General features: G+C 66.6%; 13 protein-coding genes and 1 tRNA gene. 2 read left to right on the top strand and 12 right to left on the bottom strand.

Annotated elements, in window-relative coordinates:
- Window positions 1-83 precede the first annotated feature (83 nt).
- The 10 genes from BRADO_RS14180 to BRADO_RS14135 form a co-directional block, all read right to left on the bottom strand.
- Complete coding sequence (locus tag BRADO_RS14180; protein WP_173363501.1) at window positions 84-2,039, bottom strand: alpha amylase C-terminal domain-containing protein; 1,956 nt, start codon at window positions 2,037-2,039, stop codon at window positions 84-86.
- A gap of 21 nt (window positions 2,040-2,060) precedes the next feature.
- Window positions 2,061-2,432 (bottom strand): tRNA-binding protein, encoded by a 372-nt coding sequence (locus BRADO_RS14175; RefSeq protein ID WP_011926021.1) that lies wholly within the window; start codon window positions 2,430-2,432, stop codon window positions 2,061-2,063.
- Between the two features lie 671 nt (window positions 2,433-3,103).
- Window positions 3,104-4,078, bottom strand: coding sequence for an ABC transporter ATP-binding protein (locus BRADO_RS14170; protein WP_011926020.1), 975 nt, complete (start codon window positions 4,076-4,078; stop codon window positions 3,104-3,106).
- A complete protein-coding gene (locus BRADO_RS14165) occupies window positions 4,075-5,064 on the bottom strand; it encodes an ABC transporter ATP-binding protein (RefSeq protein ID WP_011926019.1) in 990 nt (329 codons plus the stop codon). The genes BRADO_RS14170 and BRADO_RS14165 overlap by 4 nt, the downstream gene beginning before the upstream one ends.
- A 34-nt stretch (window positions 5,065-5,098) precedes the next feature.
- Complete coding sequence (locus BRADO_RS14160) at window positions 5,099-6,016, bottom strand: ABC transporter permease (protein WP_011926018.1); 918 nt, start codon at window positions 6,014-6,016, stop codon at window positions 5,099-5,101.
- Window positions 6,013-6,954 (bottom strand): ABC transporter permease, encoded by a 942-nt coding sequence (locus BRADO_RS14155; protein ID WP_011926017.1) that lies wholly within the window; start codon window positions 6,952-6,954, stop codon window positions 6,013-6,015. Before BRADO_RS14155 ends, BRADO_RS14160 begins: the two co-directional genes overlap by 4 nt.
- 14 nt (window positions 6,955-6,968) lie before the next feature.
- On the bottom strand, window positions 6,969-8,570 hold the full coding sequence (locus tag BRADO_RS14150; RefSeq protein WP_011926016.1) for an ABC transporter substrate-binding protein: 1,602 nt from the start codon (window positions 8,568-8,570) through the stop codon (window positions 6,969-6,971).
- A 363-nt stretch (window positions 8,571-8,933) separates the two neighbouring features.
- Window positions 8,934-9,890, bottom strand: coding sequence for an N-carbamoyl-D-amino-acid hydrolase (locus BRADO_RS14145; protein ID WP_011926015.1), 957 nt, complete (start codon window positions 9,888-9,890; stop codon window positions 8,934-8,936).
- Between the two features lie 76 nt (window positions 9,891-9,966).
- A complete protein-coding gene (locus BRADO_RS14140) occupies window positions 9,967-11,496 on the bottom strand; it encodes an aldehyde dehydrogenase family protein (RefSeq protein WP_041756493.1) in 1,530 nt (509 codons plus the stop codon).
- Between the two features lie 11 nt (window positions 11,497-11,507).
- Window positions 11,508-12,389 (bottom strand): NAD(P)-dependent oxidoreductase, encoded by an 882-nt coding sequence (locus tag BRADO_RS14135; RefSeq protein WP_011926013.1) that lies wholly within the window; start codon window positions 12,387-12,389, stop codon window positions 11,508-11,510.
- A 109-nt stretch (window positions 12,390-12,498) separates the two neighbouring features.
- Here BRADO_RS14135 and BRADO_RS14130 point away from each other — a divergent pair, with 109 nt between their 5' ends.
- Together BRADO_RS14130 and BRADO_RS14125 are read left to right on the top strand one after the other, a co-directional pair.
- Window positions 12,499-13,440 carry a LysR family transcriptional regulator gene (locus BRADO_RS14130; protein WP_011926012.1) on the top strand — a complete coding sequence of 314 codons (942 nt, stop codon included), beginning with the start codon at window positions 12,499-12,501 and terminating at the stop codon, window positions 13,438-13,440.
- 186 nt (window positions 13,441-13,626) lie between these two features.
- On the top strand, window positions 13,627-13,953 hold the full coding sequence (locus BRADO_RS14125; protein WP_011926011.1) for a hypothetical protein: 327 nt from the start codon (window positions 13,627-13,629) through the stop codon (window positions 13,951-13,953).
- A gap of 46 nt (window positions 13,954-13,999) precedes the next feature.
- Here BRADO_RS14125 and BRADO_RS14120 read toward each other — a convergent pair.
- Both BRADO_RS14120 and BRADO_RS14115 read right to left on the bottom strand, forming a co-directional pair.
- A tRNA-Gly gene (locus BRADO_RS14120) sits at window positions 14,000-14,073 on the bottom strand.
- Between the two features lie 552 nt (window positions 14,074-14,625).
- On the bottom strand, window positions 14,626-15,228 hold the full coding sequence (locus BRADO_RS14115) for a TMEM175 family protein (protein WP_011926009.1): 603 nt from the start codon (window positions 15,226-15,228) through the stop codon (window positions 14,626-14,628).
- Between the last annotated feature and the right edge of the window lie 122 nt (window positions 15,229-15,350).

The raw sequence follows: 15,350 nt of genomic DNA, 5'->3' as shown, positions 1-15,350 counted from the left end.
CGCCGGCAAGATGGTGGGCACGGCGCCTCTGCGATCGCGTTTGTCGAGAGAGCAGTGCAGCGCCTTTGCCCACCCTACACACCTCATGTCCTGGCAAACACCAGCACGCCGTTGGCAGGGATCGTCACCATGGCCGAGCTCGGCTGGCCGTGCAGCGCGGGGCCGTTCGCGGTCACCGCGCCGTTGTTGCCGACCACGCCCGGATTGACCCAATTGTCGTAGACGTCGCTGTTGAACACCTCGTGCCAAGTGCCGCCTGCCGGGAAGCCGATCGCGTAGTCGCGCCACGGCGTCTCGCTCAAACTGACGATCACCATGACGTCGTCGCCCTTTCCGTCCCAGCGGTGGAAGGCGAGCACGCGATTGCCGTCGTGGACGTGGACGATGGCGCAGCCCTCGGCGGTCAGCGCCGGATGGGTGCGGCGGACAGCGATCAGCTCCGACGTGAAGCGGATCGCATCCGCCGTGATCTTGTCCTCGCCGTCGAGCAGCGCCCATTGGATGGTGGTGTCCGGGCTCGGCGTGTCGCTCCAGGGACGGTCCTCGAACAGCTCCTGGCCCATGAACAGCATCGGGATGCCCGGCGCGGTCAGCAACAGGCCGGTGGCGACACGGCAGCGGCTGCGCGCGTACCAGCAGCGGCTGTCGACGGGATCGGCCAGACGCGAGATGCGCGGCTCGCGGCCGGCATAGACGATGTCGTGGTTCTCGATCGAGTTGACGGCGCGCCAGCGCTCGCCCAGGCCGAGATCGGCGAGCGCGGCGGCGATCGGCTGCATGGCGACTTGAGCCCCTGCTCCGCCTGCTGCGCTGGCAATCGCGCCCCGCACCGCGAGCCGCAGTCCATCGCTCCACGTCGCGTCGAATCCGGCGCCGCCGGCGGCGATGTCCTTCACGATCCACGGATTGACCGGCCAGTACTCCGCGATCTGGATCGCGTCCGGTTTCTCCGCGCGCAGCGCCTCGGTGAGCTGCTGGCAGGTCGCCCAGCCGCCGAAGCGGTCCATCACGCTGACCTCGTCGAAGCGCAACCCGTCGGCGTGATACTCGCGATAGAGCATGATAGCGTTGTCGACGAGGTACTGCCGCACGTCGGCATTCCAATAGGCAAACACCTGGCCGCCGGCCCAGCCCTGATCGGTGAAATACAGGCTGCGGTTGGGATCGCCATAGGCCTGACGGTCGAAGAACCAGATGCTGTTCTCATCGAACCCGCCGCCAGCGTGGTTGTAGACGACGTCGAACAGAACGGCGATGCCATGGACATGGCAGACGTCGATCAGCGCGCGCAGCTGGTCGTCGCAATGCCTGACGACGCCGATATCGGCGTAAGCTGCTGCGCCCGCGGCCGTGAGAATCTCGTTGGTCCGGGCGAAATAGGCGGCGAGATGCCCCGCTTCGTGCTCGCCATACTCGGTCTCCGGGCTGAACAGGTCGGTGCCGTTGTAGCCCATGCTGAACATGGTCGGGAATTCCTGCACAGGCAGCAACTCGATGGCATTGATACCGAGCCTCTTCAGATGCGGCACGCGCTCGATCACGTCGAAGAAGCAGCCATCGGGATTGCCGGCTTTCATGTCGAAGACGCCGACATGAAGCTGATAGATCACCAGCTCGTTGCTGGGCGGCGGCGTGAAATCCGTGTCGTGCCAGGGAAAGGCTTGCGGGTTGCGCAGCACCGAATGCGCCTGCGGGAACGGCGGCTCGACGGTGAGCAGCCGCGCATGCGGATCACGCTTGTAGCCCGCATTGCCCTCGCCCTCGACGAAATACATGTAGGCGTCGCCGTCCTTCAAGCCGGGCACGAAGATCGCCCAATGGCCGTTGCCGATCGGCGCGAGACGGCAGTTCGCGTCCTGCGCCCAATCGTTGAACGGGCCGGAGACGTAGATCGCCTTGGCATGCGGTGCGAACACGCGGAAGGTGGCGCCGCCGGTCACCAGGGTGCCGCCCATGGGAGCCTGGAGAAGATGCATCTGCCTCAAGGAAATTCGGATGCCTTCGGGGAATGGCGGCAGCGTAACAGGTTCCAGCAGCATATCCACGGTCTCGCCCCCCGCTCAGAACAGCCGCGCGCCGTTCGGCACGGCCTTGTCGGGCTTGAACAGCACGACGTTCCCGGCCTCGTCCGGAAAGCCGAGCGTCAGCACCTCGGACATGAACTTGCCGATCTGCCGCGGCGGGAAGTTGACGACGGCCGCGACCTGGCGGCCGACCAGGGTGGCCGGGTCATAGAGCGCGGCGATCTGCGCGCTCGAGCGCCTGGTGCCGATGGCAGGGCCAAAATCGATGGTGAGCTTCAGCGAGGGCTTGCGCGCCTCCGGATACGGTTCAGCCGCGACGATGGTGCCGACGCGGATGTCAACGGCGAGGAACTGGTCGAAGCTGATCTGGGCGGCCGCCGGTGCTGTGGGCTCGTGGGCAAAATGCATGGCGGCCTCTTCGAACGCGGGACAGGCCGGCCGAGGGGTGGTTCCCGGCGCGGCGCGAATTGGAGATTCCTCAACCGGATCAATTTCTAGTCGCCGGGTCGGGCGGTGACAATGCACCGGCCTGGGAATGGCGCATCCCCGCGGGCGATTGGGCAGGCCGGTGTGGCCGATGAGCAGCAGGCGAGCCGCCGCCACCCGCCCGGCTCGGGAAAAGCCTTGCTGCGCCGCCGTCGTCGTCCCGGCGAACGCCGGGACCCATAAATCACAGGAAGATGTCGTGACACGAGATGGCCAGGCTTGCGCAAGCCAACAACCGACACGGGTGATGGGTCCCGGGTCAGCACCCACCGCCGCTTCGCGTCGGCGGGCGTGTCCGGGACGACAGCGGAGGCTGGCGTGAGAGCGGAGGATCGGAGCCGAATGACGGTGCCTGCGATCACCTGTAGCCTTCAAGACGGTGGTCGAGTTGAACGCATCGTCTCTCCTCCGTCATTGCGAGCGCAGCGAAGCAATCCAGGGCGTCACGAGGACTCTGGATTGCTTCGCTGCGCTCGCAATGACGCGGTGAAGGCTCGTGTGACCGCGTAGCCCGGATGAGCGCAGCGATATCCGGGGTCAACCGCACTGGTCATGAGAACCCGGATGGCGCTGCGCTCATCCGGGCTACGGCTTCACACATTCTCCAGATGGCACGCGACCCACTGGTCCTCGCCCTTGAGCCTCAGCTCCGGCACTTCGCTGCGGCAGCGGTCGAAGGCGAGCGGGCAGCGCGTGTGGAAGCGGCAGCCCTTCGGCGGATTCACCGGGCTCGGCACGTCGCCTTTCAGGATGATCGGCGTGCGCTCGGCGCCGGGCTCGGGCACGGGGACGGCTGACAGCAGCGCCCTGGTGTAGGGATGGCCAGGTGACGCGAAGATCTGGCGGCGCGGGGCGATCTCGACGATGCGGCCGAGATACATCACGGCGACGCGGTGCGTCATGTGCTCGACGATGGCGAGGTCGTGGCTGATGAACAAGAGCGCGAGGCCGAACTCGCGCTGCAGATCCTGCAGCAGGTTCACGATCTGCGCCTTAACGGAGACGTCGAGCGCGGACACCGCCTCGTCGCAGACGATCAGCTCGGGCTTGGCGGCGAGCGCGCGCGCGATGCCGATGCGCTGGCGCTGGCCGCCGGAGAATTCGTGCGGGCGGCGGTTCACGGCGTCGCGCGGCAGGCGCACGATGTCCATCAGCTCCGCGATGCGCGCGTCGAGCTCGGCTCTGTCCTTGGCGAGCCCGAAATTGTTGATCGGCTCGGCGAGGATGTCGCGGATCCGCATGCGCGGATTGAGGCTGGAGAACGGATCCTGGAACACGACCTGGACGCGGCGGCGCATCTCGCGCAGCCGGTGCGGGCCGAGATCGTCGATGCGCTCGCCGTCGAGCACGATCTGCCCGCCAGTGATGTCGAACAGCCTGAGGATGGCGCGGCCGACGGTGGACTTGCCGCAGCCGGACTCGCCGACCAGCGACAGCGTCTCGCCGCGCGCGATCTCGAACGACACGCCGTCGACCGCATGCACCTTGCTTTTGGTACGGCCGAACAGCCCGCCCGAGATCGGGAAATGCTTCTTGAGGTCGTTGACCTGGAGCAGCGGCATGGTCATGCGGCGGCCTGCTCCTTGGCGGCGAAATGGCAGGCGGCGATGTGATGCGGCGCCTTCTGCTCCAGGCCCGGCGCGTATTGCCGGCACAGATCGGTCGCGAGCGCGCAGCGGCCGGCGAACACGCAGCCGTCGATGCGCTGCTTGAGGTCCGGCACCTGGCCGGGAATTTCCGCGAGGCGCTTGGTCTCGCCCGACAACGACGAGCCGAGCTTCGGCAGCGCGCCGAGCAGGCCCTGCGTGTAGGGATGGCGCGGCGAACGGAACAGCTCTTTCACCGGCGCTTCCTCGACCTTGCGTCCGGCATACATCACCATCACGCGCTCGGCGACCTCGGCAACGACGCCGAGATCATGCGTGATCAGGATGATCGCGGCGCCGACGCGCTGCTTCAGTTCGAGCATCAGCTTGAGGATCTGCGCCTGGATGGTGACGTCAAGCGCGGTGGTCGGCTCGTCCGCGATCAGGAGCTTTGGATTGCACGCCAGCGCCATCGCGATCATCACGCGCTGGCGCATGCCGCCGGAGAGCTGATGCGGATATTCGCGGACACGGCGGGCGGGCTCGGGGATGCCGACGAGGGTCAGCATCTCGACGGCACGCGCCTCGGCCTGGGCCTGGTCCAGCCCCTGATGCAGCCGCAGGGTCTCGCCGATCTGGCGGCCGACGGTCAGCACGGGATTGAGGCTGGTCATCGGCTCCTGGAAGATCATCGAGATATCGTTGCCGCGCAGCGCGCGCATCTCGCGGTCAGAGAGCGACAGGATGTCCCTGCCCTCGAGCTTGATCGAGCCCGCGATCTTGCCGGGCGGCTCCGGGATCAGCCGCATCATCGACATCGAGGTGACGGACTTCCCGCAGCCGGATTCGCCGACGATGGCGAGCGTCTCGCCGGGGTTGACGTGGAATGAGACGCCGTCGACGGCCCGGTTGATGCCGGTGGGCGTGCGGAAATGGACCTGGAGATTCTCGACCTCGAGCAAAGGCATCAGTTCAGCTCCTGGCGATGTCTCACGCTGCGGCTCATGGCGACTTCGCCATGCGCGGGTCGAGCGCGTCGCGGAGTCCGTCACCCACCAGATTCACGGCGAGCACCGTCACCGACAGGAACGCCGCCGGGAAGAACACGATGTAGGGCTTGACCTGCCAGAGCGCGCGGCCCTCGGCCATGATGTTGCCCCAGGACGGGATGGTCGGCGGCGTGCCGGCGCCGATGAAGGACAGGATCGCCTCGGTGATCATAGCGCTGGCGCAGATGTAGGTCGCCTGCACCAGCATCGGCGCCATGGTGTTGGGTAGGATGTGGCGCAGGATCACCATCGGCGTGCGCGTGCCCGAGGCGACCGCGCCGTCGACATAAGGCTGCTCGCGCAAGGACAGCACGACGCCGCGGATGAGGCGCGCGACGCGCGGGATCTCGGCGATGGTGATGGCGAGGATGACGTTGCCGACGCTGCCGCGCGTCAGCGCCATCAGCGCGACCGCGAGCAGGATCGGCGGGATCGACATCAGCCCGTCCATGCAGCGCATCAGCACGCCGTCGGCCCAGCGCACGAAGCCGGCGACGAGGCCGATCGAAAGCCCGATGAGCGAGGCTGCGAGCGCCACCGAGAGGCCGACCGTGAGCGAGACGCGGGTGCCGTAGAGCACGCGCGAATAGATGTCGCGGCCGAGCGCATCCGTGCCGAACCAGAAGTCGGCCGACGGCAGCCGCGTGCGCTTGGCCGGCGCGATCGCGGTGGGATCGACGGTGAACAGGAACGGCGCGAACACGCCGATGATGACGAGCACGAGCAAGAGCGCGCCGCCGATCGCGACCGTCGGATGGTTGCGCAGGAAGCCGATGATGCCTCGCCGGACCTTCGGCGCCGCCATCAGGTCCGGCAGACGGGGCGCGACGACGAGGCCGGGTGGCGGAGACGTTGTGGTCGTGACGGTCAATAGCGGATCCTCGGGTCGACCAGGGTGTAGGTGATGTCGATCAGGAGATTGACAAGCACGTAGACGAAGCTGAACAGCAGCACGATGCCCTGAATGACAGGATAGTCTCGGCGCAGGATCGCATCGATGGTGAGCCGTCCCAAGCCGGGAATCGCGAACACGCTCTCGGTGACCACGGCGCCGCCGATCAGGAGCGCGATGCCGATGCCGACCACGGTGACGATCGGCACCGCAGCGTTCTTCAGCGCATGGATGAACAGGATGCCGCCCTGCCCGAGGCCTTTGGCGCGCGCGGTGCGGATGAAGTCCTGCTGCAGCACCTCGAGCATCGCGGCGCGGGTGATGCGCGCGATCAGCGCGATGTAGACGCAGCCGAGCGCCACCGCCGGCAGAATGAGGTTCTGCAGCCACGGCCAGAACCCTTGCGCGAGCGGCGTATAGCCCTGCACCGGCAACAGGTCGAACTTCAGCGCGAACACGTAGGCGAGGATGTAGCCGACCACGAACACCGGCACCGAGAAGCCGAACACGGCGAAGGCCATGATCACGCGATCGATCCAGGTGCCCGCCTTCCACGCCGCGATGACGCCAAGCGGCACCGCGATGAGGATGGTGAGGACCAACGTCACCATCATCAGCGACAAGGTCGGCTCGATGCGCTGGGCGATCATCGCCGACACCGGAAGATTGGTGAAGATCGATGTGCCCAGGTCGAAGTGCAGCAGGCGCCACACCCAGCTGCCGAACTGGACCAGGAAGGGCTGGTCCAGTCCGAGATTGGCGCGGATGCGCTCGACGTCGGCCGGGCTCGCCTGGTCGCCCGCGATGACAACGGCCGGATCGCCCGGCGCGATGTACAGCAGGCTGAAGACGAACAGCGCGACGATCGCCATCACGGGCAAGGTCGACAGCACGCGTCGGAGCGCATAGCTGAGCATGAGTTGTCAGCGCCTCATGCCGTCTTCGACACGCCCCAGAACAGCGGGATCGGCCCCTTGGTCACGCCGGAGACGTTCTTGCGCCACGCCGTGTAGCCGAGGAAGAAGCCGGTCGGCGCGAACACCACGTCCTCCAGCGCCGCCTTGTTGATGCGGGCCGCAACCGTCTTCTCCTCGTCGAGCGACTTGGCGTTGAACCAGTTGGTGATCTCGGTCTCGACCTTCTCACTGGTCGGCCAGCCGAACCAGGCCTTGTCGCCATTGGCGCGCAGCGCGGTGTAGGCGGCCGGGTTGATGCAGTCGGCGCCGGCATGCCAAGTGTGGAACATGTGCCAGCCGCCTTGGCTCGGCGGCGTCTTCTGCGCGCGGCGGGCGCCGACGGTGCCCCAATCGGTGGCGACGAAATCGACGGTCATGCCGAGCTTTTTCAGGAGATCCGCGGTGACGTCGCCGAACGCCTTGGTGATCGGCTGGTCCTGCGCCACGACGCAGGTGATCGGCTCGCCCTTGTAGCCGGCCTCTTCCAGCAGCTTCTTCGCCGCGGCGAAGTCGCGCTTGCCCTTCAGGATCTCGCCACCGGCCTCGGTGTAGAGCGGCGTGTCCGGGGTGAAGAAGCCCGGCAGTGGCTTCCACAGCGCGTTCTCGTCGCCGACCAGCGCGCGCATGTAGTCTTCCTGGCTCAGCGCCATCAGGATGGCCTGGCGCGCCTTCACGTTGTTGAAAGGCGCATGCAGGTGGTTCATGCGGAACGAGCCGACATTGCCGAGCGGATCGCCGATGTCGACGCCGATGTTCTTGTTGCCCTTCAACACCGGCACCAGGTCGGTGATCGGGTTCTCCCACCAGTCGACCTCGCCGTTCTGCAGCGCGGCCGCGGCCGTCGCGGGATCCGGCATGATCACCCATTCGACGCGGTCGACCAGCACCTTCTTGCCGCCCGCGAGCCACACCGGCTTCTCGTCGCGCGGCACGTAGTCGGCGAACTTCTCGAACACCGCCTTGGCGCCCGGCACCCATTCGCCCTTGGCGAATTTGAACGGGCCGGAGCCGACATATTCCGACATCTGCTTGAACGGATCGGTCTGCGCGATGCGCTCGGGCATCACGAAGGCGCAGGGCGCGTTGCCCTTGCCGAGCGCGAACAGCATCTTCGGATAGGGCTGCTTCAGCACCCATTTGAAGGTCTTGTCGTCGACCGGGGTAAGTTCGTTCTGGATGGCTTTGAGCATCAGGCCCATCGGATCGCGCGCCGACCAGCGCGTCAGGCTGGCGACGACGTCCTTGGCGAGCACCGGCTCGCCGTCATGGAATTTAAGGCCCGGACGCAGCTTGAAGGTCCAGGTCAAACCGTCGGAGGAGACCTCTTCGGATTCCACCATCTGGCGCTGCGGCACGAACTTGTCGTCGATGCCGTACAGCGTGTCCCACACCATCGCCGCCGCGTTGCGCACGACATATTGCGTGCCCCAGATCGGATCGAAATTGGCGAGATTGGCCTGCGGCACGAAGCGCAGGGTGCGCGCGTTTGCGCCTTGCGCGATCGCGGGTGCAGCGAAGCCCGTCAGTGCCAGACCACCCGCGCCCGCCAATCCCTTCAATACCGTTCTGCGATCCATGGTTGCTCCTGATGCAAGATGCTTGAGTTCAATTGCCGAAATTGTAAGCAAGGCCCATGCCATGCACGCCGCGTGCATTCATTTGAACGCAAATGAGGCATGGGGCGCAAGGCTGTCGTAGCCCGGGCGAGCGCAACGACCCCGGGTTCTCCAAGACAGCGCGTGTAAACCCGCATGTCGCTGCGCTCATGCGGGCTACGGACTTGCCGCGCGCGGAGTGCTGTAGGGTGGGCAAAGCAGCCGCCGATAGGCGGCAGCGTGCCCACCATCGCGCCGCGCAGTCCGCAGCGAGACGATGGGCACGGCGCCATTGCGATCTTGGATCAGGAAACAGCACGGCAGCGCCTTTGCCCACCCTACGCGTCACGATTTCCGCACCGGCGAACCGTCCGCCATCAGCCGCTCGCCCTTGCGCTCGACGATCATGCCGTAAGCCCGGGGCTGGCGATGGATGTCGAAATTGAAGATCGTCTGCTTGTACGACTTGCACAGGTCGAGATCGCAGCGGGCCAGCGCGATCTCGTCGCCCTTGGTAGCGCAGGCCGCCACGATTTCGCCTGAGGGCGCGATGATGCAGCTGCCGGCGATATGATCGACGCCCTCCTCGATGCCGCCCTTCGCCACGCCGATCACCCAGGTGCCGTTCTGATAGGCACCGGACTGCATCACGAGGCGGTTGTGGAACAGCGAGAGATCATCGTGCTCCGGCGCAGGCGGATTGTGCACCGGCGTGTTGTAGCCGATCAGCACCATCTCCACACCTTGCAGGCCCATCACGCGATAGGTCTCGGGCCAGCGCCGGTCGTTGCAGATCGCCATGCCGATGACGCCGCCGAAGGCATCGGCCACGCCGAAACCCCTGCCCGGCTCGAAGTAACGCTTTTCCAGATGCTGGAACTTGCGCCACGGTTCGTGCTCGGCATGTCCCGGCAGATGCACCTTGCGGTATTTCGAGACGATGCGCGCGTCCTTGTCGACGAGGATGGCGGTGTTGTAGCGGTGCACGACGCCATCTTCGACCGTCAGCTCGGCGTAGCCCAGGCAGAAGCCGATCCGCAGCTCCTTCGTGAGCGCGAAGAGCGCCTGCGTCTCCGGCCCGGGCATCTCGCGCTCGAAGTACGTATCGATCTCGGCCTGATCGGCCATGTACCAGCGCGGGAAGAAGGTCGTCAGCGCGAGCTCGGGATAGACGATGAGGTCGCAGCCGTTGGCGTGCGCCTGACGCATCAGGGCGATCAGCCGCGCGACGACCACGCTGCGCGGCTCGCTCCTGGCGATGGGGCCGAGCTGGCCGATGGCGACGTTGACGAAGCGCGGCATGATTCTGTTCCTTTTTCCGGAACTGTTTTGTGGTTCGCGGGGTGCGCTGCTCCTGCAGTCATCATGCCACGCGGCTCTACTCGCGCAAGCCCGGCGCATAGCCGAACGCGATCGCCGGCTCGGCCGCGGTCTCGACCCACACGCTCTTGACCTGCGTGTACTCGTACAGCGCCTCGACGCCGGAGGAGCGGCCATGGCCGCTGTTGTTGAAGCCACCGAAGGGCGAGGCGACGTTGATCGTCTTGTAGGAGTTGATCCAGAACGTGCCGGCCTTGACCTGTGCGGCGACGCGATGCGCGCGCGCGACGTCCTTCGTCCACACCGCACCGGCAAGACCGAACTCGCTGTCATTGGCGATCGCGATCGCCTCCTCCTCGGTCTCGAAGCGGATCGCGGCGACGACGGGGCCGAACACCTCCTTGCGCGCGATGCCCATCGCGTTGGTCACGTTCTTGAGCACCGTGGGCTTGACATAGTAGCCGCCGCCCGCGCTTTCACCTGTGCTGCCGGTTACGATCTCAGCTCCCCCCTCCGCGCCCTCGCGGATCAGCGACAGCACGTGATCATACTGCTTGGCGTTGTTGATCGGGCCGATCTCGGTGTCCGCCGACAGCGGATCGCCGCATTTGATCTTGGCCGCGCCCTTCGCCACCAGATCGACGAAGCGGTCATACACCGCGCTCTGCACCAGGAGCCGCGAGCCGGCGACGCAGCTCTGCCCGGCGCCGCCGAAGATCGCGGCCTGGGCGCCGATCGCGGCGCGCTCGAGGTCGGCGTCGGCGAACACGATGTTGGCCGACTTGCCGCCAAGCTCGAGCACCGACGGCACCAGCCGCCGTGCCGCCGCCTCGCCGATCAGCCGCCCCGTCGGCACCGAGCCGACGAACACGACCTTCTTCACCGCGGGCTGTGCGAGCGCCGCCTGCCCCGTGGTGTGGCCGAAGCCGGCGAGCACGTTGACGACGCCCTTCGGCAGGCCCGCTCGTTCGGCGAGTACCGCGAGCGCCAGGGAGGTCAGCGGCGTCAGCTCCGAAGGCTTGAGAATGACGGCGTTGCCCATGCTGATCGCCGGCGCGATCTGCCAGCCCGCGGTGAAGATGGGCGCATTCCACGGCGTGATCTGCAGCACGACGCCCATGGGCTCGCGGCGCGTGTAGTTGAGATGGCTGGTCGGCACCGGGATGACGTCGCCGTGGAATTTGTCGGCCCAGCCGGCGTAGTACTCGAACATCTCCGCGACCTTGGCGACCTCGCCGCGGGTGTCGCGGATCGGCTTGCCGGCGGAGAGCGATTCCAGCTGCGCAAGCGGCTCGGCCAAAGCGAGGATCGCGCGTGCGACCGCCTGCATCACGCGGCCGCGGCCGGCGGCGGTGACGCGCGCCCACTCGGCCTGGCCGGCGACGGCCGCGGCTGCGGCCTTCGCCCCGACGTCGGCGCCGGCATCGGTATAGCTGAACAGCAATTTGCCGGTGGCGGGATCATTCACGGAGACCGCAGCGCCAATGCCGATGACGAGCTCGCCGCCGACATGCGAGCCGATCGTCTCGAACTCGGGCCAGAACGGCAGCGCCGCGTCGCGTAGGCGGGGATCGATGAAATGCGTCATGGCTTGCGCTCTCACGGCTGGCTGATCGGGCCGAGCTGCAGCTCGACGATGCGGTTGAAATCCTCGGAGTCGGTGATGCTGCCAGCACTGTCCGCCCAGATGCGCGCGGTGTCCGCGGCCATCGGCAGCGCGAGGCCGAGCTCACCGATGAACTGCGCCGCCAGTCGCACATCCTTGCGCATCAGCTGCATCGTGAAGCCGGAATCGAAGGCGCCGTTGAGGATCCAGTTAGGCACATTGACTTGCGTCACGCCGGAGCGGCCCGAGCCCGCATTGAGGCCGTCGAGCAGCCTGAAGGCATTGACGCCGGCCGCAGCCGCGATGCGCAGCGCTTCGGCGGCGGTGAGCAGATGTGCGGCGCAGAGAAGATTGTTGACGATCTTGGCGACGTTGCCGGCGCCGACGCCGCCGACATGCACGCGCCTGGCGCTCATCTTCTCCAGCACCGGCAGCACCCGCGCGAGATCCTCGTCGGCGGCACCAATCACCATCGTCATGGTGCCGGTCGCGGCCCCCTTCGGCCCGCCGCTGACCGGCGCATCGACGAAGCCCATGCTTTTCGCCTTCAGCAGGCCGGCCAGTCGCCGCGAGGTCTCGGGGTGAGAGGTCGAGGTGTCGACGATGACGACACCCGCTTCCGCATGCGCGAGGATGCCGCCCTCGCCCGCCACCACGCGCTCGACGATCTCGGCGGTCGGCAGCGACAGGATCACGATATCGGCTGAGGCGACGACTGCGCCGATGCCGTCCACGATCACTATGTCCTCTTTGGCGAGCGCGGCCCGCGTCGCTTCGGATGCGTCGTATCCGGTGACGGCGAAGCCCGCGCCCTTGAGCGTCGTGGCCATCCCCCGCCCCATGTTGCCAAGTCCGATGATGCCGATCGTGGTCACGAGGCCTCCTGCGCCATTGCCGAGGAAGCCTAGCCGCCGCGATTTGCGGCAGACATGAGCAGCCCGCGGCGTTAGTGTTGACTGCAAGTCAACGCTTTTCGGATCGCCCGTGATCTTCCTGCTCGACCATCACCGGCTGCATTATCTCCACGAGACCGTCCGCCTGGGCTCGGTGCGCGCCGCCGCCGAAGCACTCGACATCAACGCGTCAGTGATCAGCCGGCAGATCGCGCTGCTGGAGAAGGAGCTCGGCCTCACGCTGATCGAGCGGCTGAGCCGCGGCATCCGCGCCACCGAGGCCGGCGCTCTGCTCGTCGAGCGCTTCCGGCAGTGGCAGGCCGATCAGGCCGACACCGTCGCCAAACTGCGCGAGCTCACCGGCCTGACGCGCGGCCACGTCGACATCGTGCTCGGCGAAGGTTTTGTGAGCGATCTGATGTCCGGCCCGCTCGGCCGGTTCTGGCAGCGGCATCCGGACCTCACGATGGCCTTCGACCTCGCCGGCACCAACGAGGTCGTGAACGCCGTGGCCGAGGACCGCCATCACATCGGCCTGGTGTTCAATCCGTCGGCCGATCCGCGCATCCGCGTTGCCACGGCGAGCCGCCAGCCGCTCTGCGCGATCGTCCCGCCGGACCACGCGTTGACCCGGCTCGGCCGTCCCCTGCGTCTGCGCGAGCTGGGCGACCATCCGCTCGGGCTGATGCATCCGAGCTACGGCACGCGGCAGATCGTGGCCATGGCGGAGGCCGCCGAGCACATCGCGCTGCGGCCCAAGCTGACCACCAGCTCGATCAACGTGCTTCGACATTTCGTCAAGAGCGGCCTCGGCCTGACGCTGCTGCCGGCGTTCTCGATCGCCGCCGACCTCGCCGACGGCTCGCTCAAAGCCCTGCCGATCGACAACCGTCTGCTGGCGACGAGCGAAGCCTGCGTCATCACCCGCCGCGGCCGCGAGCTGCCGCACGCGGCCAGTCATCTGCTGCGCTTCCTCAGCGGCCAGATGCGGGCGTTCCGGGCGGCGGAGGCGAGACGAAGGACGAGGTCGTAGGCTGCGCGAAGCTGCGAGCGTGCTTCCGTCGATTCGCGAGATCGCGCATGCGCCGTGCCCACGCAGATCTCGTGCGTCGCGGCGTGATGGTGGGCAGCGTCGCCTTCGGCGCTGCCCACCCGGGGGTTGCTGCGGGTTGCGCGCTCGCCCGCATTGCGGTTCAATGTCGCAACACGAGGATTCAGGATGATGCGCATGAGGCTCGCGGTCGCACTCAGCCTGGCGGCGATGACGGCCGCCCGAGCGGAGACCTGCCAGCTGATCGGTCATCAGATTCATTGCGACAACGGCCTGTCCGGGCAGCGTCTCGGCAACAACACCTATTGGAGCGACGGCTCCTCCTCGCAGCGGATCGGGCGCTCCACCTACAACAGCGACGGCACCAGCTCGCAGCAGATCGGCAACCAGACCTATTTCAGCGACGGCACCTCGTCACAGACGATCGGCAACACGACGTATTTCAGCGATGGCCGGTCATGCCGGCGGATCGGACAACAACTCCACTGCGATTGAGGGCGCTACGGCCGATTGAAGAGGCTGAGGGCGCTGCTCGGCGCGTTGGAGCGGGTGAAGGGAATCGAACCCTCGTATTCAGCTTGGAAGGCTGCTGCTCTACCATTGAGCTACACCCGCGTCGCGGCGTTCCCTAACATGGTCCGCAGCCGGTCTCAACCTCCCTTGAGGCGCCTGTTGGAAGCAGCGCCGGAGAGTTTCCCGAACCATGGGGCCATCGTCCCACCCGTCCTGGCCGGCCTCGCCCCGGCCATCCACATCGTTCGGCAGCCTTGGAACGACGCGGATGCCCGGGATGAAGCCCGGGCACGACGATGTCGAGGCCGTTTCGCCAAAAACCTCGCATTTGCGCTGTGCGATGGGCCCTGCCGCCGAACGCGTGCGCCGCATCAGAGGCGCGGGTTCCGTAGTTGGCCCCCCTACCCACGCGGCCCGGGCCGTCGTATATTGCCTCCATCGTCAACAACGAAAGGAGGTGATCCAGTGTCTTTCACCAAGCGCTGTCACCTCGCTGGGATCGCCCGCTGAGCGGCTCTTCGTGAGCAAGGTTCGATGAGCGCGTGATTCGTCAGCGGATCGTGCCCATCGCGGCTCGGCAACGGGGCGGTCTCGGCCCTGGACCAGCGAGTTCAAGATCTGGAACGCGGCGGGTCGGATGGCCCGCCGCGTTTTTCATCCGCTCTCGCCCGCCGCTGTCTCCGGCTTGGTGGCAACGAAGCGACGCGCAAGAAACCCGCCGAAGCCGAGCATCCAGAAATACTGCACGTATTCGGGCGCGTACGCGGCCATCACAATCCCCGGAACGAACACGATGACCGGGAAGACCGCGCCGGCGATCTCGGCATGACGACCTGACGGAAGGCTGAGCCACCAGAGTGCGGCGTTCAGCGCGGCAATGATGGTGAGATGCACGCCGTACATCACTGCTACCGCGCTCGACAGCCGATAGCTGCTGTAGAGCCCGTTGGTGACCGGCAGCAGCACGATCGACAGCAGAAAAAACAGGTTGAGGATCACGACGAAGCGGCTGCCATAGGGCTGCCGGGCCAGCCGGCGGTGGTGGCTGATCCAGAACACGCCGGCGATGATGAAGCTCAGCACCAGTCCGGCGAGCCGGCCGGAATAGGTGTGCACGAGGTCACTCCAATCCGGCATCTGGGCGAAGTTCGGTTTCGGCAAGTCATAGGCGAGAAGCGTCATCGCCACACCGAAGATGGTGTTGGACAGCGACTCCAGGCGGCGCATCTCGAACAGGTCGGATTGGAGCTCGGGCATGAGTAATCAGGGAGGGCACGCAACCGTTTCAAGGATCGGGCGCTCTATAGCAGGTCTTTCGCGACGTCGCCTGCCCCTGTGCCATGACGACGCGGTCGCGCCGTCATACCGGTCCGCGCCAA

It is taken from the genome of Bradyrhizobium sp. ORS 278, from assembly GCF_000026145.1.
Classification (GTDB): Bacteria; Pseudomonadota; Alphaproteobacteria; order Rhizobiales; family Xanthobacteraceae; genus Bradyrhizobium.
This window is presented reverse-complemented; position numbering and strand designations above follow the sequence as displayed.

Bases quoted from the DNA above. Each gene is read 5' to 3' on its own strand.
- BRADO_RS14140 (WP_041756493.1), bottom strand. From the start codon at position 11,496: ATGACGCATTTCATCGATCCCCGCCTACGCGACGCGGCGCTGCCGTTC.
- BRADO_RS14155 (WP_011926017.1), bottom strand. From the start codon at position 6,954: ATGCTCAGCTATGCGCTCCGACGCGTGCTGTCGACCTTGCCCGTGATG.
- BRADO_RS14175 (WP_011926021.1), bottom strand. From the start codon at position 2,432: ATGCATTTTGCCCACGAGCCCACAGCACCGGCGGCCGCCCAGATCAGC.
- BRADO_RS14125 (WP_011926011.1), top strand. From the start codon at position 13,627: ATGATGCGCATGAGGCTCGCGGTCGCACTCAGCCTGGCGGCGATGACG.
- BRADO_RS14150 (WP_011926016.1), bottom strand. From the start codon at position 8,570: ATGGATCGCAGAACGGTATTGAAGGGATTGGCGGGCGCGGGTGGTCTG.
- BRADO_RS14165 (WP_011926019.1), bottom strand. From the start codon at position 5,064: ATGCCTTTGCTCGAGGTCGAGAATCTCCAGGTCCATTTCCGCACGCCC.
- BRADO_RS14180 (WP_173363501.1), bottom strand. From the start codon at position 2,039: ATGCTGCTGGAACCTGTTACGCTGCCGCCATTCCCCGAAGGCATCCGA.
- BRADO_RS14170 (WP_011926020.1), bottom strand. From the start codon at position 4,078: ATGACCATGCCGCTGCTCCAGGTCAACGACCTCAAGAAGCATTTCCCG.
- BRADO_RS14145 (WP_011926015.1), bottom strand. From the start codon at position 9,890: ATGCCGCGCTTCGTCAACGTCGCCATCGGCCAGCTCGGCCCCATCGCC.
- BRADO_RS14115 (WP_011926009.1), bottom strand. From the start codon at position 15,228: ATGCCCGAGCTCCAATCCGACCTGTTCGAGATGCGCCGCCTGGAGTCG.